Source organism: Desmospora activa DSM 45169, assembly GCF_003046315.1.
Classification (GTDB): domain Bacteria; phylum Bacillota; class Bacilli; order Thermoactinomycetales; family DSM-45169; genus Desmospora; species Desmospora activa.
The window spans coordinates 2,376,309-2,396,785 of record NZ_PZZP01000001.1; the positions used below are offsets into that span (position 1 = coordinate 2,376,309).

Sequence of the window (20,477 nt, forward strand, 5' to 3'; positions counted from 1 at the left end):
ACTCACCTTCCACCAACATCAAAATCCGAAATTATAGACCTGTTGCTAATCATTCTTTCGCAAATCCAACGGAAACATGACTGTTGGAGTGAAATCTGTGATAAAATGTGAGAAACGAAATTGGTCCGAAAATACTGCAACTTTTTTACTCCAGCCTCCGTCCAAAAAGTGTAACAACCAAAGGAGGCCGGATACCATGACCCTTCGGCAGGTGAAATGGATCATGATGGGAATCTTGTTTGTATGGAGTATAACCGGTTGCGGCACCCCGATGTCGGATGACAGCAACGGAGGAACGGGCGCCGACGATGCTGAAAGGGAAAATGTCAGCGTTATCGCCTTTAAAAATGAACCTGAGGAAAAGCTACCTGCTTCCGTTCAAGCAAAAAAAGAAGAGCTGCTGCAACAAAGCCCACAGCAACCGGAGCACGTCGCAGTGGAACACCAAGGCACCCTGTATGCGATCATCGCCAGCTCGCAAAAGCCGACGGGAGGATACACCATCCGTGTCAACCAGGTTGAGCAAAACGGCGACAAGGTGACGATTCACGCCGAGGAAATCGCCCCCCCTGAGGACGGCATGGTGATACAAGTGCTTACCACCCCAGTAGCGGTGATCTCGTTTCAGGCGGAAAAAGAGATGGATATTGAGTTGAAGATGGAAGAAGAGAATGCAAAGGAATCTCCAGATGCCTCTCGCTCAGAAAAAGATCAGCCAACGAATGCAGAGGATTCACAGGCGACACCCACTTCAAACCGTGAGCATCCGGAAAACGCCGCTGTAACTGTACAGACGGAAACGGTGGAAAAACTTCCTGTCCAAGTGAAGGAAAAAGCGGAATCGCTTCGCACCCGTGGCGGCGAGACAACCGTTCACCATGATGGGCGTCAGTTTGTGATTATCGCCCTGGGAGAACGGCGTACAGGCGGATATCAGGTAGAAGTGGAAGACGTGGAAGAGCGCGGAAATGAAGTTCACGTCTATGCCCGTGAAATCGCCCCCGAGACGGGTGCGATGGTTATCCAAGCGATCACCTATCCCTTGGCGGTCGTCTCCTTTAAAACGAAGGAGGAGCAAGCGGTCAATGTTCATCTGCAGCAATCCGACTCCACAGGCAAGGCTGAAGTATGACGGGACGTTTACTTAAATGAATGTGAAGACACTTAAAGCGTCACAACTTGCCATCCTCAAGAGGTCAAATCTGAATAAAAAACGCGTATCGGTCGCTCCCATTTGGGGAGGACCGATACGCGTTTTATTTTATGACTTTTTCCCCTAAGGCTTTTTAAAAATCCTTCATCCGTTCCGCCACTGTTTGCGCAAGCGGAGTTAGACGTTCAATCTTTTCCGCGGGGGTAGAACTTTGTGCTTCATGACCTTTGCTGTCTGCAAAATTCATTTGCACATGAACACGCCCTTTGCGGAAATGGATTCGCCAGATTCCATCCCCATCATCGGAGTAGTAAGCTTCATCGCCGATCGCGGAAAGATCCTGTATTTCATCACCGACAGTCGTTGCAAGCGCCTCTTTACTCTCTTTAAAGAGCAATGTTGCCGATTCCTCGTCTTCATAGGTGTCAGTCCCAATCGTTAATAACTTTGTCTCTTCGGTGTCCGTATTTCTTTCAACACCGCGGGTACATTGGTGCGATAAGTAGTTATAGCTCTTTTCCGTTGATCTGGCTTTGATATATCCGACCCCTGCGTGAATCGACTCCGATACGAGCGGGCTCGCATCTTCACCGAACAAGCTTTTAAAATCATCATTGTTTATATATTGGCATCCGTTCATATAACGGCTGGAGAAGATCGGGCTATCGTATTCCACCTGGCTGGGGCCCACTGCTTCTGTTTCAAATTGATTGAGGCGTTTGGCTGCGGTTTGGAGCAGAAACTGTTCTTTTTTCTCATCACTGTCAAACTTCATGGTGATCGCTGCCGATATCGTCCCTTTTTGTAAAAAATACTCTGGAATTTCTCCTGTGGATTGATATGTTTTGACACCTTCAATATCGGAAATGGGTTGATATTTGCTTTCGATTTCATAAGCGACGGCGGATTGGTTGGCGTATGAGGGCTCATACACTTTTACCTCGACTACACCCACATCAGACTTCATATACAGCGTATAATCGCATTGATTGGTGTCTATACCACCGGGAGTGGGAAGGTATCTGTCATGAGAGGTATCCAGTTCTCCCTTGCCCTCACCATCAAAATAAGTACGTTTAACCGAGCCCGATCCCGGTCCTGTACCGTCATACAGCAGCAGACCCGCTTTATGAAGATCTCCCGCCGTTATCACATTACATGCTTGCACCACCGGTTCCCCTTTGTACGCTACCGCTTGCTCGTTCGGCTTTAACACCAAAGCGTTGGGATCTCCGATTGTGGAATCCACATCCACACCTTTATACTCCGGTCGCTCCACTCGGTTTGGATCTTTCCCCCCTTGCTCATCTGCTTGAGGCAAAATCGAGCAACCTGCCAATAAAGTGAATACCAAAAGAAATATGCCGATTTTTTTCATCTTCCGCATTCCTTTCTGCGATTAAATCGGTTGTCATCTCGCTTCAAGGCCTCAGCCATTAAATGCTGAAGCCCATTTCCCTTAAAGATCCTTCATTCGTTCCGCTACTGCTTGTGCAATCGGAGTTAGGCGTTCGATCTTTTGTTCAGTGGTGGAGTTTAGTTCCGTATCTACAAATGACATCCCCACAATGACACGCCCTTGGCGAAATTTAATTCTCCATATCCCATCTTCAGATTCAGAGTAGTAGCTTTCATCGCCGATAGGATTGATTTCCTGCAATTCATTTCCAATCGCTGGATTTGTTTCGGCTTCTTTCATACCTTTAAAGGTTCCGGCAGCCGATTGCGCATCTACATGGGACTCGGTCTCGATCGACAGTAATTTCATTTCGCCTGAAAAACGCTCAAAACCACGGGCACATCTGTGCTCAATGTAGTAATACGTATCTTTTGCATCCAAAAGTTGGCGGACAGAGGAGCTGATTTGTTCGCTGACAAGAGGTCCGGCATCTTCACCGAAAAGATTTTGGAAGTCTTCATTCTTAATGTAATCACAGCCGTTGACAAAGTCGGCTGAAAATAAATCACTCTCATATTCCGCACGGATAGGGCCCGTTGGATTCCCTTCCAGTTGGGTGAGGCGTTTGGCAACGATTGGGAGCAATTGCTTCTCTCTTTTTTCATCCACATCAAGGAAGTTAAAGTTGATATCTACGGTTAAGGAATCATGCTGCAGCCGGTATTCACGGATATCCTCGTTATTATACGCATACGCTTTTACCCCTTCAATATCGGGGATCGCATCAAAATTATACTCCATTTCATAGTCCAGTTGCGACTGACTGGTATAGGAGGGTTCGTACACTTCCACTATCACTGAATCCTTCCCTCGCACTACATACTTACATTCATTGGTATTCATAGAAGGACGATGCCCTCTTGGTGTCTCCAACTCCCCTTTGCCCTCACCGTCAAAGTAAACACGATCCAGCGCAAAAAACGGCACTTCCAGCGACAATCCCACTTTTTCTAGATCATCCACCGTGATGATATCACAGGCCTGCACAACCGGCTTTCCTTTGTATTCTACCGCTTGCTCGTTCGGTTTTAACACCAGCGCGAGGTCTTTACTGGGATTCACTTGATCGGGATCCTTCGACCCTTGCTCATTGATCTGGGGGATAAGCGAACAACCTGCCAATAAAGTGAATACCAAAAGAATTATGCCAACCTTTTTCATCTTCCGCATTCCTTTCCGCAATTTAAGCCGGTTGTTATCTTAATTGAGGGCCTTAGCCAATATATGCTAAGGCCCGTTTCTTCTTATCAATCCTTCATTCGCTCTACCACTGCTTGTGCAATCGGGGTGAGGCGTTCAAACCTTTCCTCATGAGTAGAAGGCTTTTGTACGTCGTCGACAAAACTCATATGTACTTCGACGCGTCCCACGAGGAATACGAGATCCCATAAGCCATCCTCACCTACTGTGTAGTAAGCGCCAGTACCGATGGATGGAATATCCCTTACATTGTCAGCCTCTGCCTTTGGTTCTTTCCACATTTCAAAAGCAGCCGCAGCCTTTTGTTCATCTTCATACGCGATGGTCTTAATCGATAATACTTGTTTATTTCCGCGAGCTTCGTGCAAAGCGTAGGAACAGCTATGCGTCATATAGTGATAGCTATTCTGACCAGGAGGATCCTCTCGGACAAATCCGACGGTAGAGCTAATTCCCTCGGATACAAGAGGGCCCGCATCCACCCCAAACAGATTTTTAAAATCGTCATTGCCGATATATTCGCAGCTGTTTACATAACTGGCTGAAAAGTTTGGGCTCTTCTTATACTCTACCTGGCTGGGACCTATCGGTTTCGCTTCCAATTGCTTTAAACGTTTCGCCGCAGATTGCAGCAGCGATTTTACCGCTTTTTCATCTTCGATATCTGTATAGATGTGTGCTGTGATCGTTCCTTGCTGCAATAGATAATCCTTAAATTCATCTTGCTCATCCAACTGATAATGATAAGCTTTTACCCCTTCAATATCGGGAATGGCATTAAATTTTTCCATTTCTCTGTTAAGTGCCTTCTGATTGGTGTATGCCGGTTGATATACTTTGATGTTAACAACACCACCGGATCTCTCAGGCCGCTGGATACCATAATCGCATTCATTTTGGTAAATCGAACGGAGAATAGCGTAGTCTGCGGACGTATCCACTTCGCCCTTGCCCTCGCCGTTAAAGTGAGTCCGTTGTATCCCATTTGGAATAAGACCATCACTTAGATATAACGTCTGACCCGCTTTCTTGAGATCATCCAACGTAATCACATCACAGGCCTGTATAACCGGCTCCCCTTTGTACTCCACTGCTTGCTCGTTCGGTTTTAACACTAGAGCGTTATCTTTTTTACCATCTTTCGCTTGATCTGCATCCTTCGACCCTTGCTCATTTGTCTGGGGCAAAACGGAACAACCTGACAATAATGTTAAGACCAAAAGAAATATGCCGACCTTTTTCATCTTCCACAATCCTTCCTGCGATTTATCTGGTTGTTATCTCGGTTGAGGGCCTCAGCCAATATACGCGAAGGTCCATTTCTTCTTATACGTCCTTCATTCGCTCTACTACTGCTTGTGCAATCGGGGTGAGGCGTTCAATCCTTTTCTCCGCAATCTCCTCATCGGAAGAGGGATCTTCTTTCTCACTGTAGTCGTAAAAGTCCATTTGTACTTCGACACGCCCTTGCCGGAATGTGAGAGACCACTCACCATCCACCTCATTTACTGCGTAGTAGGCGTCATCGCCGATGGATGAGACTTCTTGTACGCTGTCACCATCCACCTCTTTTTTACCCTCTTTAAAATGTAACGCAGCCGTCTTTTCATCTTCATACGCCGTCGTCTTCATCGATAATACCTGGTTATTTTCGGGATTTTCGCGCAAGGAACAGTTGTGTTTTAGATAGTGATCGCTATCCTCGACTCCGACGGAAGAGCTGATCCCCTCGGTTACAAGCGGGTCAGCATCCACCCCGAACAGATTTTGGAAATCTTCATTGCCGATATAATCGCAACTATTGACATAACCGGCTGCAAATACCGGACTCTTATAATCCACCTGGCTGGGACCCGTCGGTTTCGCTTCCAATTGCTTCAAGCGTTTCGCCGCCGTTTGCAGCAGCGACTTCACAACCTTTTCATCTATGATGCTTGTATAGATGTGCGCTGTGATCGTGCCCTGCTGCAATCGATAATCTGTAAAGCGTCCGGTGTGATCCTCCATTTTTTCCTCCGCCATCTGATAAGCTTTTACCCCTTCAATATCAGCGATCGCTTTATAATTTTTTTTAATTTCAGTAGCCAGTTCCTTCTGATTGGTGTATGCCGGCTCATATACATTGATCTCAATAGACTCATTGCGTGACTTCCGTGACTTTCCATGTAGAACATACCAGCATTCGTTATTCGCGCTTTCAATGGATGTATCCACTTCGCCCTTACTCTCACCGTTAAAATAAGTACGTGTCATCACATTATTTGGATATGAATCTGCATGGAGCAACTGATCCGCTTTGCGCAGGTCATCTGAGGAGATCACATCACAAGCCTGTACAACCGGCTCCCCTTTGTACTTCACCGCTTGTTTGTTGGGTTTTAACACCAATGCGTCGGGATCGGCCACCCTGGAATCCACATCAACGTCTTTATACTCCGGCCGTTCCACTCGGTTTGGATTCTTTGTCTCTTCCCCTGGCTCCTCGGGTTGCGAGAAGATTGAACAACCCGCCAGCAAGACTAAAGCGCTAAAGATTACAAAGAATCTGCGCATAAAAATCCCCCATCTTGTTTCTGTTTTTTCAAAATAATAATCTAAACATGCTTTGACCAAAATACCAAACTGATAACGAGGTTGCAAATAAAATAGGCCCACGAATTTCCCATCATTTACGCGATCATAGGAGACACTTGCTATATAATCACTCAAATTGACAGATAGCGACAAATTGTTCCTATATGCATAAAAAGAGACGTGTATCAGGTGAGCGATACACGTCTTCGTTTTTAATCCTTGATCCGTTCCACCATTTTTTGCGCGATTGGGGTGAGGCTTTCAATAACATCGGATGCAGAGGAATTTTGTGCAGACTCGGTAAAATTCACATCGACAACCACAGATCCTTTACGAAAAGTGAGAACGTTATTCGTCTGAATTTTGTTTCCAGAGAAGTAAGCTTCATCACCGATGGAATTGAGCTCTTGTACATCCTGGCTTTCAGACTTGTTGAAGTTCATATCGTGTTGTGCCGCTTTCTCGCTCTCATAAGTAATGGTATGAATCGTTAATGCTTTTCCGTCACCGTAGTAATCGTTGGATTGAAAGCGACAGCCCTGTTCCACATAATTATATTTGGTGGAATCTCCGCTACTCATGGAGTAGTTAATCACTCCCACCGCCGTTCCGAATTCCTCCACTTTCATCGGGCTGTCATCCTCATTAAAGACAATGCGATAATCCTCGCGATCGCTTATTTCACAGACATTGGCAACTTCTTTTGTAAAGGCGGGACTCTCATATTCAAAACGGGATGGACCCGTCGGTTTCTCCACTTGCTCATTCAACCGTTTTACAACCGACTGCAATAACGACTCCGCTGTTTTTTCCCCTTTTTCACTCTCATCGCTAACTCCAAACTCGACCCAAACCTCTCCTTTATGTAAGACATATCGGGGGGAGTCGCTGCTCTTATGGCGATACACTGCAACTCCATCCATATCGCCCAAACTCTCATACTTGCTGTTACCGGTATATACTCCTTCAATATCTTCCCGCAAGCTGTTGGTATCGGCGTAGGAAGGTTGAAACACCATCAGGTTTATAATGCCGGAAGGCATAAGGGATTCTAACGCATCCTCTTCATCTTTATCCGGCGCTAACGCATATTCACACTTGTTTCCCTCTACGTGAAAATTGTTAAATTTCTTGGCTAACTCGCCTTTCCCCTTACCATCAAAGTAAATGCGTTTGATCCCATTACCCGTATGTGGATGCAATAATACCCCCGCTTCCTGGATATCCTCTAGGGATAAAAGGTTGCATGCTTGAATGATCTTCTCCCCGTTGTATTCGACGGCCTTATCATTGGTTTTTTCTACGAGGGGTGCAGGATCGCCGATACTTTCCGGGATGGGGTAATCCTTATACTCGGGTCGTTCGACGTAAACGTCCTTATCGTTTTGCTCACCATTTTCCGCCTGCTCTTGATCGATTGGCAAAAACGAACAACCGGACAACAGTATGAATACACCGATGATGGAAAAAGCCTTTCTCACTCTTTTCACCCTCTCCCATGTTATTTTTAAAGAACCATATACCTCATCCAAAAAATATCAGAATGATAATGATTGTGCAAAGAAAGATTTGTTCTTGTGGATGAAAGACAATAAAAAGCCCCACCTTTTGGTGGGACTTTTCTGTAGGCCAATAAACCGGATCGGGTCAGGCGTCTTTCCGTTCTCGATCGGGATAAGGCTCCCGTTCAGGATAACCGCCTCGGTCCGGTTGTTCCGGGGCGGTTGTGATCGGTTCCCTGGGGGGAGTGATCTCTGGCTCCCTGCGGGGAGTTCCAATCTCCGGAATGCGCATATGAAACCCTCCTCCCGGTCAAAAGATGACCTATCCGATAAGGTCTCCAGCACCGGAAATAACATGTATCTCCCTTCATTTGGAAATGCATTCTTTTCATTCCTTTAACCAGGGGGACTCAGGGGACTCAGGCGATTCCCACAACGGTTTTACAGGCACTGATGATTTTTCTACGGGAGTCGGGGTGTGCATATGGGTCGGAGGAAAAAACGATGGCGGGGGAACTGCTCCCTGTGCAGCCATTTGATCGTTTACAAAAGCAGGAATCCCATACCCTCCATTCCAGGGAAATCCCTCCCCCATCCCAACATGCCATAATTGGGGAGAAGGTGAAGGCGGATAAAGAGGCGGCTGCGGATAGTGAGAAAACCCCCTATAAACAGGCGCGTGCGGCCACCCTCCCATCATCGGCAGCGGCACTTTTTGATTCCACATACATGTCACCTCTCTTACAATGAGATCATTACAATATATGGAGTTTTTTGCGGCTGTTATTCCAATAGCCTTTGGTTCCAAACTCCCCGGTTCTTTTGTTATGATGAGTAAGGCTATAGTCCAACGGTCGATCATTTATTTACCTTTTTATTATTTATCGTTTTTGTTAATGGGATTGTACCTCATGAAACTCTCCCGTGTTGTTTCAAGGAAAGGAGGGAGAACAATGTCGGAGAAAGAGCGGAGACATGAAATCGACTTAGATCAAATTAAGTTGGCGTTACAAAAACGGGAACGCCGCTTTCTGCGCCCGCTGATCGATGAATTGCATCCCTATGATGTCGGACAAATTTTTTTCCAACTGACAGGCGTATACCGTTCCCATTTCCTCGGTATGTTAAATGCCGAAGAAATCGCTGAACTGCTGCAGGAGATGGAAACCGAAGAACAACAGGAGATTTTGGCCAATCTCAGCTTAGAAAAAACCTCCCGCGTTTTAAATCGTATGTCCTCGGATGATGCGGCTGACTTATTCGGGGAGATGGAAGAAAGCAACGTACAGACGTTGCTTAAATCCATGGAACGGGACGAAGCCGACAAAGTACGCGCCCTTCTCCACTATCCGGAAGATACCGCTGGTGGGAAAATGACGCTGGAATATGTCAGTGTCTACGATACCTACACAGTGGAAGAAGTGATTCAATATTTGCGCCGTGAAGCTCCCACAGCGGAAACCGTCTATTATGTATATGTCATCGATGCGGATGATCGCCTGGTAGGAGTCGTCTCCTTGCGCGAGCTCTTAATCGCGCAACCCGATACACCGATCACAGAGATTATGTTTGAGCGGATCATCGCTGTGCCGGTGGATATGGACCAGGAAGAAGTGGCCACCATGATGGAGCGATATGACTTTCTGGCCATTCCTGTCGTCGACGACGAAAAACGATTGTTGGGCATTATCACCGTCGATGATGTGATCGATGTCTTGATCGAAGAGGCTCAGGAAGATATCGCCAAATTGTCCGCTGTCAGCCAAACGGAGATGGATATACTCACCCATCCTTTCGCTTCTGCCCGACGCCGAATCCCTTGGCTGTTGCTGTTGTTGTTAATCGGCATGGGGACGGCTTCCATCCTTAGCGCTTTTGAAGCCACCATCGACAAAGTGGCGGCATTGGCCTTCTTTATGCCGATGATCGCCGGAATGACCGGCAACACCGGCACACAATCCCTGGCTCTGGTAATCCGCGGATTGGCCAGTGGCCAGATTACACGGGACCGTTATTGGCAGATTTTGCGACAAGAGGGTGTAGTGGGGGTGATTATCGGGGTTGTTTGTAGCCTCTTGATCATCGGGATCGTCACCCTGCTCATGGGCAACCCCTATTTGGGATTGGTGGTGGGTGGCTCGATGCTGCTTACTTTAATTGTCGGTACCCTCGCCGGAACAGTGATTCCTCTGATCCTCCATCTGCTAAAAGTAGACCCCACCGTCGCTTCCGGACCACTGATCACCACCCTGAATGATGTATTTTCGCTGCTGATCTACTTTGGCTTTGCCACTCTGTTTATTCAATATTTGATTTAATGCTTAGATGCCCAGAGAATTCTCTGGGCGTTTTTACTGCAATCCGCTTTCATTTGAAGCTCAGTCCAGCCAATTGGATGCCCAGCCGTGAATTTGCCGAATAATCGGTTTGGCTCCTTTTCCTTTTTCCGTCATTTGATATTCCACATGACTATTGCAGGAAATATAAAATATCCTACACGTAAAAAGTGATCCCAAAATCATGATTAAGAAACAAAAGGGCAGCCTACTAAAAGGCCATTAAATTGCTTCATCTGTTTTTTACCTGTATTTCTCAATCGATCTGGATGAAATTCCTTTAACTGATAAGTCGATACCCTTATACTAAGAGTAATCTGTCAACCATTTATTATGGGGGAGGGCGTCTGCGCCTTGGAAAGCTTTTTTGTGATCGCTTGGAATTTACTTTTGGTGATCTTTCTCGTTTTTCTCAACGGTTTTTTCGTGGCGGCGGAATTTGCCATCGTCAAAGCGCGAGCAACACGGATTACCACATTAAAGGACGAGGGCAATCGTAAAGCAAAAGTGGCGGACAAAGTAATCAAAAAAATGGATGCTTATCTGTCCGCCACCCAGTTGGGCATCACCCTCGCCTCCCTCGGGCTGGGCTGGGTCGGGGAGCCTGCAATCTCTCACCTAATCGTGGAGCCTCTTTTGAAAAGCCTACCGTTTGCGGTACCCGCGTGGCTCGTGTCGACGCTTTCCTTTGCCATCGCTTTTGCCATCATCACTTTTCTCCACATCGTATTGGGAGAAATGGCCCCCAAATCTTTGGCCATTCGACGCGCAGAGGCGACTACCCTGTGGACGGCCACCCCACTTGATTGGTTTTACAAAATCTTTTATCCGTTTATCTATGTCCTCAACGGCGCCGCCAATCGGATTTTGCAGTGGGTGGGAGTGGAGATGGTGCCTGAACATCAACAAGCCCACACAGAAGAGGAAATCCGTATGTTAGTGGCGCAAAGCCATAAAAGCGGTATCATCGATCAGACTGAACTCTCCCTGTTTGATAACATCTTTGAGTTCTCTGACCGCGTGGCGAGGGAGATTATGGTTCCTCGCATCGATATGATCAGCTTATACACCGATGATACCTTTTCCGATAATCTAAAAACGATTCAATCTTCCCGTCATACACGCTTTCCCCTGTGCCATGAAGATAAAGACAATATTATCGGCATTGTTCACATCCGTCATGTTTATGAACGGTTGCTCAACGGAGAAAAACCCGAACTGGAAAAGTTGGCTCGTCCCGCCGTTCAAGTACCGGAAACGATGGAGATCATGGAAGTTTTGCGTACACTGCAAAAAAAACGAACGGAAGTTGCAATTGTCGTAGATGAATACGGAGGTACTGCCGGCCTTGTCACCACAGAAGATATTATTGAGGAGATCTTCGGTGAAATCCAGGATGAATTTGACGATGAACGGCCATTCTTCCAAAAAAGCGGCCAAAAAACGTCGATTGACGCCCGCTTACTGATCGAGGAGATCAATGATCACTTCGGTACCGATATCGAAGATCCGGACAACGATACCATCGGGGGTTGGGTCTTCTCCCGCCTACAGGAAGTTCCCCAGGTCGGGGACGAAGTTATCTACGATGACTTTAAGTTTACGGTGGAAGAGATCGACCAACGGAGTGTGACACGGTTACTGGTCGAAAAAGTGGATAAAAAAACACTGCTGTCAGAGGAAGAGGGTCTACAACAGTAGTGTTTAACCGACAAACCCCCGTCTAAAGCTGGACGGGGGTTATATTTGTGAAGAGTAGCGGAAATGCCGATCTCTTTAGATGGTTAAACCATTATCGAGCGATAGCTGCCGAACAGAAGCTGATCGTTACCGGCGGCTCCAATTTTCATCGTGTATCGATGCATTTGTCAATCATAAAACCGTACATTTATATCATCATCGATCTTGGCATGTTTATGGGAGGTAACGATATATCTGCTACCATTTTTGCAAAAAGTATAATCTTTACTTGCAGCAACCTGCCGTGTGGTTTCAATAACCATCACATCCTCTTCCTGGGTGAGGTGAAAGCGGATACTATCTTTCTCCACCGCTGCGATCTCGGCGGTGGAATAAACAATCATCACATCGCCAAATGTAAGGTGAAGCGGCAACATTACTCCACTCCTGCTCTGTAGGAGCAGGTTTTGTCCACCCAACAACGCACGTCCGTTTTCATACAGATGTAACCGCTTATCAAATCCATCGAGATTGAGAATATGAAGAAACCTGCCCACTCCTGGTGCTGCGGTTGATGTCATAAAAATGCCGTGGTCAGGACAATCATGTGTAAGCGTCGGTACAGCCCCCAGCTTTTCCAAGATAGTCTGAAACAACGAGATATCACAGTTGTATTGAGCGGCAATAACGACCGCTCTGCCGTTGCCGACAGCAGCATCAAAACCACACACTTCTCCACCATCATAAAGGCGAAAAAGGACCTCCGCCCCTTTCCCCACCTCTAAGCGCTGGGCGAAATGGGTCCGTACCTCCGGCCGTGGCGCTGCCCATCCATCGGCACACAACGATAGATAATAACGGTCAGAAGAATATTTGTAACCTCGCGGCTTCACACCGAGTGCATCTGCAAGCAACAAGCATGGATTTCCTTCCATATCGTAGAGAGGAACTTCCCCGTACAGAAGAATGCGTCCCCCTGCCTGCAAATAAGTGATCAGCTTCTGTTGAATCCTAACGGGCATATAACGAGCGGACGGCAAGATCAAGACCCGTGTCGTCTCCGGGTTGATCGGTCGATTCTGAATATCGATGGCGCCAAAACGGTAACCGGCGAGCAGTATCGCTCGGGCCATCATTTCCCATGCGCCATCAGCGCGGTTTGCTTCAAGATTTTGCACCATTTCCTTCATTTTATCGCTACCGGGGTACGAATACTCAGTCATAAAATAGTCTGGTATAAAGGCGAAGGCGATCTCGTCATGCTCCTCTTCCATGATTGCCAGCTTGTCTGAGACAGCCATCATCGTCTGAATCGAATGAGCCATGCGTGGATAGGTATAATTAAGCTCACCCTCAGGACTGATCGGAGCAGCAAATCCATGCCGCTCCCCTGTAAAGGCGATGCGGTCGTTTCCGTTATGTGGCTTTTCGTGCAGACGGTAATTATAACCGCCAGCGAATAAGTAGTAGTTTAGCAGCCGATTGCCTTGGGCGATACACATTCGCATCTTTAGATCAACCGCAGAAGGATCGTACCGTGCCCCGTGAGAACAGTCAAAATTGCCATCGCCACAGTTAAATTCGACAGATGTCAGGGGTTGATCTGGGAGATGAACCGCATCCATAAAAGCGTTGATCAGATAGAGATCTTGGAAATTTCCCATGGTTAAGTCGCCAAAATAAAGATCGGAGCCGGACAAATAACCCGGTGCCTGTGTATACGCCTCAAACAGCTGACTGATCCCGATTGGAAACAGAAGTCCGCGACCGGCGGATGAACCGTGGATATTGACCACAAACGGTATATCCCGCACGCCACTTTCCTCTGCCCAGGAACGTAGCTTCGCCACATAACGGGCAAAGCGATTTCTCATATAGTACCCCAAATCGCACAACAATGCGGTCGCATACTCCTCCCGAGGAGAACGCAATTCCTTTTCTCTCGCTTCCTGATTGTCCCAGTCGATGGGATAGCGAGACTGTAATGTCTGCGCAGGATATCTCGTTTGCAGCCAACCGAAAAAATCGGTGATAACATTGTCCGTTAAGTCGGGACTATTGCTTACCCAGGAGAGCATCCCAATCTCATTGTCGAGCTGAACGCCGATAATATTGCCACCCTTTGTTATCAATCGAGGCTCAATCACCGCCATTACAGCGGCAAACCATCTACGCGCTTCCTGTAAAAAGCCGGGTGAAAGGTAGTCGACGGTTTTTGTGGGCACCTCTTTACCATCCCAGCTGATGGGAACGATGTGCGGATGCTTCTCATAGATCCAGTAAGGCAGACCCTCGTTTTTCATCTCAGCCATGATAAAAGGACCGGGACGGACAAAAAAGTAGAGACCGTTTTCTTTGCACAGATCGATAAACCCGCCTAAATCCAACTCCGGTTTTGTTTTCCCCGTCAAATCGATGGCACCTTCTACCGGTTCATGGCAGAGCCAGGGCACGTAGGAGGCAACCGCATTGCAACCGGCCGCCTTCAGCTTATCGATGCGATCCTGCCAATCTTTTTGTTGCAATCGAAAATAATGAATCTCTCCACACATGATAATCTGCGGCTCGCCATTGATCAAAATCTGCTTATCCCTGATCTCGATCACACTTAACCCACCCTTCTGTATGCATCAATTGCATACTAACGGTGACTCCCCACTTTTCGTCAATATCCTATTAGATTTAACGAACGATTCGTAGAGGAAGCCTATTTAAACGAAGTTAATGAAGCACCTGCCTCTATAAATTTTTTCTGACCGATAAAGTAGATAATCACCGAAGGGAGTGTAAAGATAACTCCCGCAGCCATCAACAATTCCCACTGTGCGCCATGTTGAGATAAAAATCCTTGCAGTCCCAATGTGATCGTCCACAATCGATCATCGTTTAGATAGATGAGCGGGCCCATAAAGTCATTCCAAACGCCTACAAAGGTAAAGATGGCGATCGCGGCCAATGGAGGTTTCAACAAGGGATAAATGATCTGTAGATAGATCCTGATTTCCGACGCGCCGTCAATGCGGGCCGCTTCTGACAATTCCTTCGGAATGCCCATCATAAACTGGCGCAATAAAAAGATATTGAAGGCGGAACCGAAAAAAGCGCCAATCGTCAATGGGATATAAGTGTTAACCCAACCGAGTTGAGCAAAAATGATGTACACGGGAATCATCGTCACTTGAGGTGGCAAGATCATAGTGGCGATTATGATGCCAAAAACGAACCTGCGCCCCTTCCACTCAATTCGGGAAAGGGAATAAGCCGTCAGTGGTGACGCAATCAATTGTCCAACAATATTAACCGTGCACAGAAAGATTGTATTTAAGGTGTATCGAAAAAAGGGCATGGCTTCAAATGTCCGTATATAATTATCCCATCTCGGCTCTTGTGGCCAAAAGGTCGGCGGAATCTGAAATATTTCCTGCGGTGTTTTCAAGGAGGAAAGAATCAACCAAATAAACGGAAACAAAAACAGCAGCCCGATTGCGGATAATACAAGATGAGGCAAAATCAGTTTTTTAAACCGATTCCCAGCGGTCGCAATCTCCTTTTTTATGGGGACGCGCAATCCTTCCATTTACTCACCCCCATAGTAGACCCAACGTAGGGAACTTTTAAAAATGACTACGGTGATCAACATAACGATAACAAACAAGATCCACGCCAGCGCGCTGGCATATCCCATATTCAGATTGACGAAGGCTTCATTGTAAAGGTATACCGCATAAAACAGCAAGCTTTGGTCCGGCCCACCTAAAGCGCCTCCCGTCAAAATAACCGATTCGGTAAAGATCTGAAATGCTCCGATTAGTCCCATAATCAGTTGGAACAATGTAACCGGCGATAACGCCGGCAAAATGATCGCATAAAATTTGTGCCACCAATTGGCACCATCAATAGAAGCAGCCTCGTAAAAATCCTTGGGTATCCCCTGAAGAGCGGCAAGATAAATTAGAGCACCGCCTCCGCTCCCAAATAAACCCATGATGATCAGAGAGGGCTTTGTAAATGCGGGATCCATCAACCACGCGGGATCAGGAAGGTGTAAATAGCGCAAAACCGTGTTCAGAATCCCCATCTCCGGATTAAAAATCCACAGCCACAAAATGGAGCCAGCTACACCAGGGATCACCGTTGGCAAATAGTAAACCGTGCGATACAAGGCGATGCCTTTCACCTTCATATTTAGCAACAACGCAATCAACAAACTGACAAGCAACGAAATCGGAACAGCGATAAACGCCATAAAAAATGTATTGCCCAAAGCTTTGTAAAAGTTTTCATCCTGAAAAATGCGAATATAGTTGTCAAAGCCTACCCACTTCGCATCAGTAAAAATATCGTATTCTGTAAAACTGAAATAAAACGACTGGACAAACGGAATTACGGTCAAAAACAGAAAGCCGGTAATAAAGGGTGAAGCAAATGCCAAGCCCAACCAAAAATCCTGCTGTTTTTTCTTCATATTTATCAGCGCAAAAAATTTACTCCACTCAAACGTGTCTGATAAATCCAAACCGGGAGTGTTGGGGCTTGTGTGGTCGTCCTACTTATATCGCTAACAGTGCAATGGCTCTCCGACGACCACACAGACCCTTTTCACGGAATTAAATTATCAGACATGGCCAAGAGGTCGGCTTGCGCTATTCCCCCTTTTTTCAGGATACGACGCCATCGTGGATAAACAGCTATTTCTCCATCTTGTCGACAAGGGGTTGAATCTCTTTTTCCACCTCTTGCAGCCCTTGCTCAAGTGAAACTTTCCCGCGATTGATCCGGTCGATCTGCTTATGAATTTCTCCCATGTATTTCTCCATAAAAGGAAGTGACGGTAGAGGTTCCATTTTTTCGCTGTTGGCGTACGCAAGGAAACGATCAAATTTGGGAACGCTTTCAAAAATGGGGTCATCCATGGCACTTTGACGCGGAGGCAAGTTTCCGATCGCTGTATCAAATTCAACCATCTTCTCCTTTGCCGTCAGCCACTCCATAAACTTCCATGCCGCATCCGGTTGATCCGCTCCTTTCGGAATATACAGTAGATTGACATTGATATAACCAGCGTTTTCCGCCTCGGGACTGTTTTTGTCATATGGCACAGGAGCAACATCATAATTCAACTGAGGCGCATTTTTTTCAAGGAGCGGAGCTAGCCATTCCCCATCCAATGTCATGGCATACTTCCCGGTGGCAAAGGGATCTTGTGGTGAGCCATAGGTTCCGTTTCCAGCCAGAAGGCGGTCGATGTTTTCAGGCCCATGCTTTTGCCATATGTCCTCACTTAACTGGACGGAAGCTTTAAAGCCGGGATCGAGCGGGGTTACCGTTTTCTTTTCCGGATCCCACAAACGTCCTTCAAATGATTGCATCCAAATGTGAGGAGTTGTGCCCGGCCATAACCCTAGCGTCACCAACCGTCCGTCTTTCTTTTTGCTCAGTTTGTCTTCGTATTTCCGCAACTCTTGTATCGTTTTGGGAGGACCATCAAATCCCGCTTCTTGAAGAAGATCTTTATTGTAATAGAGCATCCAGGTATTCATGCCAAGGGGCAAACCATAGGTTTTACGCTTGTAGGTAACTGCCTCTCGTGCAGCAGGCAAATAATCCTCCATATCATATCCATTTGTCTGAATATAGTCATCCAAGGGCAACATTGCCCCTTTTTCAGCCCATGAAGATAGATTGATCTCATCAGGAAGAGAGGCGAGATCGGGTGGATTCCCTCCGACAATCGCTGTCATCTGCTTCTGGGTATCGCCTTGAGCCAATCCGTTGACATAGATCTCATCTTGGCTGCGGTTAAATTCATCGATCAATTTCTCCATCGCATCAGAACCTTCCCCCAACCATGTATACCAAAAGTCGACCTTCACCCTGTCTCCACCGCTGCCCTCGGAGGGGTTGCATCCCACCGAGCCCAGCAGGACCAACCCAATCGTCCATGCAGAGACCATTCGCATCCATGTCACGTGAAACACCCCTTTTTCTTAACTATTGGCTAAATCCCTTTCAACCCTGCGACAGGACTCCCGTTCAATCAGCTGTGTTTGCAGCGTATACGATTGCTGTTCCAGCTCTTCTCCGTTTAAAACCTGTAAGATCAAGTGTGCCGCCAGCGAACCCATTTGATATTTGGGTTGATGAATCGTCGTCAAGGGAGGGGTAGTATACTGTGATAGCAAAATGTCGTCATATCCGATAATCGAAATATCCTCCGGCACCTTTATTCCGCTTTCAGCAAATGCCTGTAAGCCACCGATCGCCATTTCGTCGTTTGCATAAAATACTGCGCTCGGTAAAGGCCGTTGTGATAGCAGCATGTTGGTGGCATGATACCCTCCTTGCTGTGTAAACTCACCACAAATCTGCCATTTTCCAGGAAGAGTCAATCCATTTTCAGAAAGCGCTTTCAAAAAACCTTTGTAACGTTCCTGATTATCGTAGGAAACCACCGGTCCACTGATATATGCAATCGCACGATGCCCCAAATTAAGCAGATAATTGGCTGCATCGTACCCACCCCGTTCATTGTCCACCTGGATATGGAGTGTGTGAGTGTGGGGGAGATTCCGATCCAACACCACCACCGGAAAACCATTCCGGGCCGAGCGCGCAATCGTTTCATCATCGAGATTGTGCGCTAGGATCACAACACCATCACTTCTTTTTTCCAACAAGAAGCGTTTTGGTGTCATGTTTTTTCCACCCAAAGAGCTACAGGTGATGAGGTCATAGCCATTGGATAACGCGACATCTTGTACTCCTCGAATCAATTCGGAGAAAAACGGTCCAGACAGGTCATCCAAAATTAATACAAGTGTGTTGGTTTTGATTTTTTTCAGATCAGAAGCTGAACCGTTTTTTTGATAGTTTAATTGTTTAGCCGCCGCCTCCACCCTTTTTCTCGTTTCCGGTTTTACATGCTTTTTGCCATTGAGTGAACTGGATGCCGTAGAAACGGATACCGCCGCCAGCTTTGCCACATCTTTAATCGTCGCCATCCTCATCCTCCCTAAGGGAATATTTCGTATATTTGAAAAGGAAAACGTTTCGATTTTATGCGATATTGAGAACAAACAAAACGTCAGTTTTAACCAGAAATATTATCGAAACGTTTCTATAAATTGATCTTATTCGAAATATAACCGATATCGATGGATGTGTCAATTCGCCGAACCCGATTAACATGAATAAAAAACCCCTGAGTTTCATGCCTCATGGTGACATGGTTCTCATAGGGGTTAAATGCGTTTTAGCGCCTATCCGTTTGCATCAGCGCCTCATTCTTCTTGTTCGGCTGAAGCTTCTCCCATTCCTCCGCAGTCATCGCAAAAATTTCATGGTCTTCCCAGCGGCCGTTTATCTTTAAATGACGAGGGGATAATCCCACCCGATGAAAGCCGATTTTTTGCAACAGGCGAATGGAAGGTTGATTATCAGGCATGACACTTGCTTCAACACGATGAAGGCCGCCTTCGGCAAAGGCAAAGTCCAATACTTCCTGCACCGCTTCTCCCATCAGTCCTTTCCCGGTGTAGCGATGGTCGAGGAAATATCCAAGCGTAGCGTTTTGCCAGGCGCCCCGTACAATGTTGGATAAATGGACGCGTCCGATTAGACGATCGTTTTCCCGTAGAAAGACGCCAAATCCATAGGCGTGGTCCTGTCGCCAATCGCGCATCGATTGCCGAATTACCTGTTCCTGTGAGCGCAGGCTGAAAAAACCGTCCTCCCTTACCGGCTCATAGGGTTGTACAAATTTACGGTTTTCCAGTCGCAGCTTCCAATGGGCTTCCACATCTTCCAATCCCAATCGTCGCACCATCACACGGTTCATCCCCATCCCCTCCCTATCTTCTTCAGAAAAAAACGACCGTCGACCTCCCTGATCGACGGCAGTCGCAAACGATGCCAAGTAAGTGAATTCAGATCACCAGGAAGGCTCGTCTTTGGCTCCTGCTGGTTGCAAAAAAATAGAAGCGGTGGGCTCCATAACCTTCGCGAGAGTGCCCGTTTTTCTACCACAAAAGTCCCTGCCAAAGTTGCCTCTGGTATGGATCCGGGATCTAATCGCTACTTTTGTGCCAATGTCACTTGAATGGCAATGGGGCGCACACTTTCATCAATCGAGATCCATCCCCGTTCCTGACATTTTTTTAAAGCCTTGTCCACTTCTGCTTTCGTCAGACCCGCATCCGCCGTCCAATCCTTTACCGCAATCCGACCAGGTTGCTTGGTGGCGGCACCTAAACCCAAATAGCGACGAATGAGATAACCCATCAGTTTCATTTCTGCTTTTGTCGCCTGCTTCGATCCGACGACGTCGTCCAGATACATTTCCACTAATTGCAATGAACGGGGTGATACTGCCAGAGCTTCACTTCCTTTGGGTCCATACCACGTTGACATCCCGATGATGTTTCTCCTCCCGTTTTTTGCTTTTATCCATGTGCGTATCGAGGGAAAGCCACAGAATTTAGTTAATCGTTCTTTCTTCACAGCCTTGCTTCCGTCATATTTGAACGGAATTAAGTATACAGAAGTTTGACGGTAGGTTCAATGAATACAACACC

At 46.8% G+C, this 20,477-nt stretch carries 18 protein-coding genes; 4 read left to right on the forward strand and 14 right to left on the reverse strand.

Features of this window, described 5'->3' with window-relative positions; genetic code table 11:
- The first annotated feature begins 196 nt into the window (after nt 1-196).
- Nucleotides 197-1,132: a protease complex subunit PrcB family protein gene (locus C8J48_RS11495; protein ID WP_170105407.1), complete on the forward strand. Its 936-nt coding sequence runs from the start codon at nt 197-199 to the stop codon at nt 1,130-1,132.
- 154 nt (nt 1,133-1,286) lie between these two features.
- On the opposite strand, the gene C8J48_RS11500 is transcribed toward C8J48_RS11495, so the two are convergent.
- From C8J48_RS11500 to C8J48_RS18770, 6 genes are all read right to left on the reverse strand, one after another.
- Nucleotides 1,287-2,531 (reverse strand): hypothetical protein, encoded by a 1,245-nt coding sequence (locus C8J48_RS11500; RefSeq protein ID WP_107726931.1) that lies wholly within the window; start codon nt 2,529-2,531, stop codon nt 1,287-1,289.
- Between the two features lie 81 nt (nt 2,532-2,612).
- Nucleotides 2,613-3,773, reverse strand: a complete 1,161-nt coding sequence (locus tag C8J48_RS11505) for a hypothetical protein (RefSeq protein ID WP_107726934.1) — start codon at nt 3,771-3,773, stop codon at nt 2,613-2,615.
- Nucleotides 3,774-3,859: 86 nt separating this feature from the next.
- Entirely contained in the window at nt 3,860-4,999 is a 1,140-nt protein-coding gene (locus C8J48_RS11510; RefSeq protein ID WP_146160485.1) for a hypothetical protein, read from the reverse strand.
- A gap of 139 nt (nt 5,000-5,138) precedes the next feature.
- Nucleotides 5,139-6,365: a lipoprotein gene (locus C8J48_RS11515; RefSeq protein WP_146160486.1), complete on the reverse strand. Its 1,227-nt coding sequence runs from the start codon at nt 6,363-6,365 to the stop codon at nt 5,139-5,141.
- 233 nt (nt 6,366-6,598) lie between these two features.
- The gene (locus C8J48_RS11520; RefSeq protein WP_107726941.1) at nt 6,599-7,867 is read right to left on the reverse strand and encodes a hypothetical protein; all 1,269 of its coding nucleotides are present in this window, start codon (nt 7,865-7,867) and stop codon (nt 6,599-6,601) included.
- Nucleotides 7,868-8,033: 166 nt separating this feature from the next.
- A complete protein-coding gene (locus C8J48_RS18770; RefSeq protein WP_170105409.1) occupies nt 8,034-8,180 on the reverse strand; it encodes a hypothetical protein in 147 nt (48 codons plus the stop codon).
- A gap of 212 nt (nt 8,181-8,392) precedes the next feature.
- On the opposite strand from C8J48_RS18770, the gene C8J48_RS11525 reads away from it, so the two are divergent.
- Together C8J48_RS11525 and mgtE are read left to right on the forward strand one after the other, a co-directional pair.
- A complete protein-coding gene (locus tag C8J48_RS11525; protein ID WP_107726943.1) occupies nt 8,393-8,638 on the forward strand; it encodes a hypothetical protein in 246 nt (81 codons plus the stop codon).
- 203 nt (nt 8,639-8,841) lie between these two features.
- Nucleotides 8,842-10,206, forward strand: coding sequence for a magnesium transporter (gene mgtE, locus C8J48_RS11530; RefSeq protein WP_245891135.1), 1,365 nt, complete (start codon nt 8,842-8,844; stop codon nt 10,204-10,206).
- Nucleotides 10,207-10,266: 60 nt separating this feature from the next.
- Here the strand turns inward: mgtE and C8J48_RS19370 are convergent, their stop codons facing one another.
- Complete coding sequence (locus C8J48_RS19370) at nt 10,267-10,410, reverse strand: winged helix-turn-helix transcriptional regulator (RefSeq protein ID WP_107726945.1); 144 nt, start codon at nt 10,408-10,410, stop codon at nt 10,267-10,269.
- Between the two features lie 168 nt (nt 10,411-10,578).
- Here C8J48_RS19370 and C8J48_RS11540 point away from each other — a divergent pair, with 168 nt between their 5' ends.
- Complete coding sequence (locus tag C8J48_RS11540) at nt 10,579-11,925, forward strand: hemolysin family protein (RefSeq protein ID WP_245891136.1); 1,347 nt, start codon at nt 10,579-10,581, stop codon at nt 11,923-11,925.
- 167 nt (nt 11,926-12,092) lie between these two features.
- Here the strand turns inward: C8J48_RS11540 and C8J48_RS11545 are convergent, their stop codons facing one another.
- From C8J48_RS11545 to C8J48_RS11575, 7 genes are all read right to left on the reverse strand, one after another.
- Nucleotides 12,093-14,510 carry a beta-galactosidase gene (locus C8J48_RS11545; protein WP_107726949.1) on the reverse strand — a complete coding sequence of 806 codons (2,418 nt, stop codon included), beginning with the start codon at nt 14,508-14,510 and terminating at the stop codon, nt 12,093-12,095.
- 101 nt (nt 14,511-14,611) lie between these two features.
- Complete coding sequence (locus tag C8J48_RS11550) at nt 14,612-15,481, reverse strand: carbohydrate ABC transporter permease (protein WP_107726952.1); 870 nt, start codon at nt 15,479-15,481, stop codon at nt 14,612-14,614.
- Nucleotides 15,482-16,369, reverse strand: coding sequence for a carbohydrate ABC transporter permease (locus C8J48_RS11555; protein WP_107726954.1), 888 nt, complete (start codon nt 16,367-16,369; stop codon nt 15,482-15,484). It lies immediately after the preceding gene.
- 223 nt (nt 16,370-16,592) lie between these two features.
- A complete protein-coding gene (locus C8J48_RS11560) occupies nt 16,593-17,864 on the reverse strand; it encodes an ABC transporter substrate-binding protein (RefSeq protein ID WP_245891219.1) in 1,272 nt (423 codons plus the stop codon).
- A 27-nt stretch (nt 17,865-17,891) separates the two neighbouring features.
- Complete coding sequence (locus C8J48_RS11565; protein WP_107726959.1) at nt 17,892-18,905, reverse strand: LacI family DNA-binding transcriptional regulator; 1,014 nt, start codon at nt 18,903-18,905, stop codon at nt 17,892-17,894.
- Between the two features lie 251 nt (nt 18,906-19,156).
- Complete coding sequence (locus C8J48_RS11570) at nt 19,157-19,741, reverse strand: GNAT family N-acetyltransferase (protein WP_170105411.1); 585 nt, start codon at nt 19,739-19,741, stop codon at nt 19,157-19,159.
- Between the two features lie 236 nt (nt 19,742-19,977).
- The gene (locus tag C8J48_RS11575) at nt 19,978-20,313 is read right to left on the reverse strand and encodes a hypothetical protein (protein WP_107726962.1); all 336 of its coding nucleotides are present in this window, start codon (nt 20,311-20,313) and stop codon (nt 19,978-19,980) included.
- Between the last annotated feature and the right edge of the window lie 164 nt (nt 20,314-20,477).

Coding starts and splice junctions, on each gene's coding strand:
- C8J48_RS19370 (WP_107726945.1), bottom strand. CDS start 10,410: ATGATTTTGGGATCACTTTTTACGTGTAGGATATTTTATATTTCCTGC.
- C8J48_RS11570 (WP_170105411.1), bottom strand. CDS start 19,741: ATGAACCGTGTGATGGTGCGACGATTGGGATTGGAAGATGTGGAAGCC.
- C8J48_RS11515 (WP_146160486.1), bottom strand. CDS start 6,365: ATGCGCAGATTCTTTGTAATCTTTAGCGCTTTAGTCTTGCTGGCGGGT.
- C8J48_RS11505 (WP_107726934.1), bottom strand. CDS start 3,773: ATGAAAAAGGTTGGCATAATTCTTTTGGTATTCACTTTATTGGCAGGT.
- C8J48_RS11560 (WP_245891219.1), bottom strand. CDS start 17,864: ATGCGAATGGTCTCTGCATGGACGATTGGGTTGGTCCTGCTGGGCTCG.
- C8J48_RS11575 (WP_107726962.1), bottom strand. CDS start 20,313: ATGTCAACGTGGTATGGACCCAAAGGAAGTGAAGCTCTGGCAGTATCA.
- C8J48_RS11495 (WP_170105407.1), top strand. CDS start 197: ATGACCCTTCGGCAGGTGAAATGGATCATGATGGGAATCTTGTTTGTA.
- C8J48_RS11500 (WP_107726931.1), bottom strand. CDS start 2,531: ATGAAAAAAATCGGCATATTTCTTTTGGTATTCACTTTATTGGCAGGT.
- C8J48_RS11555 (WP_107726954.1), bottom strand. CDS start 16,369: ATGAAGAAAAAACAGCAGGATTTTTGGTTGGGCTTGGCATTTGCTTCA.
- C8J48_RS11525 (WP_107726943.1), top strand. CDS start 8,393: ATGGCGGGGGAACTGCTCCCTGTGCAGCCATTTGATCGTTTACAAAAG.
- C8J48_RS11550 (WP_107726952.1), bottom strand. CDS start 15,481: ATGGAAGGATTGCGCGTCCCCATAAAAAAGGAGATTGCGACCGCTGGG.
- C8J48_RS18770 (WP_170105409.1), bottom strand. CDS start 8,180: ATGCGCATTCCGGAGATTGGAACTCCCCGCAGGGAGCCAGAGATCACT.
- mgtE (WP_245891135.1), top strand. CDS start 8,842: ATGTCGGAGAAAGAGCGGAGACATGAAATCGACTTAGATCAAATTAAG.
- C8J48_RS11565 (WP_107726959.1), bottom strand. CDS start 18,905: ATGGCGACGATTAAAGATGTGGCAAAGCTGGCGGCGGTATCCGTTTCT.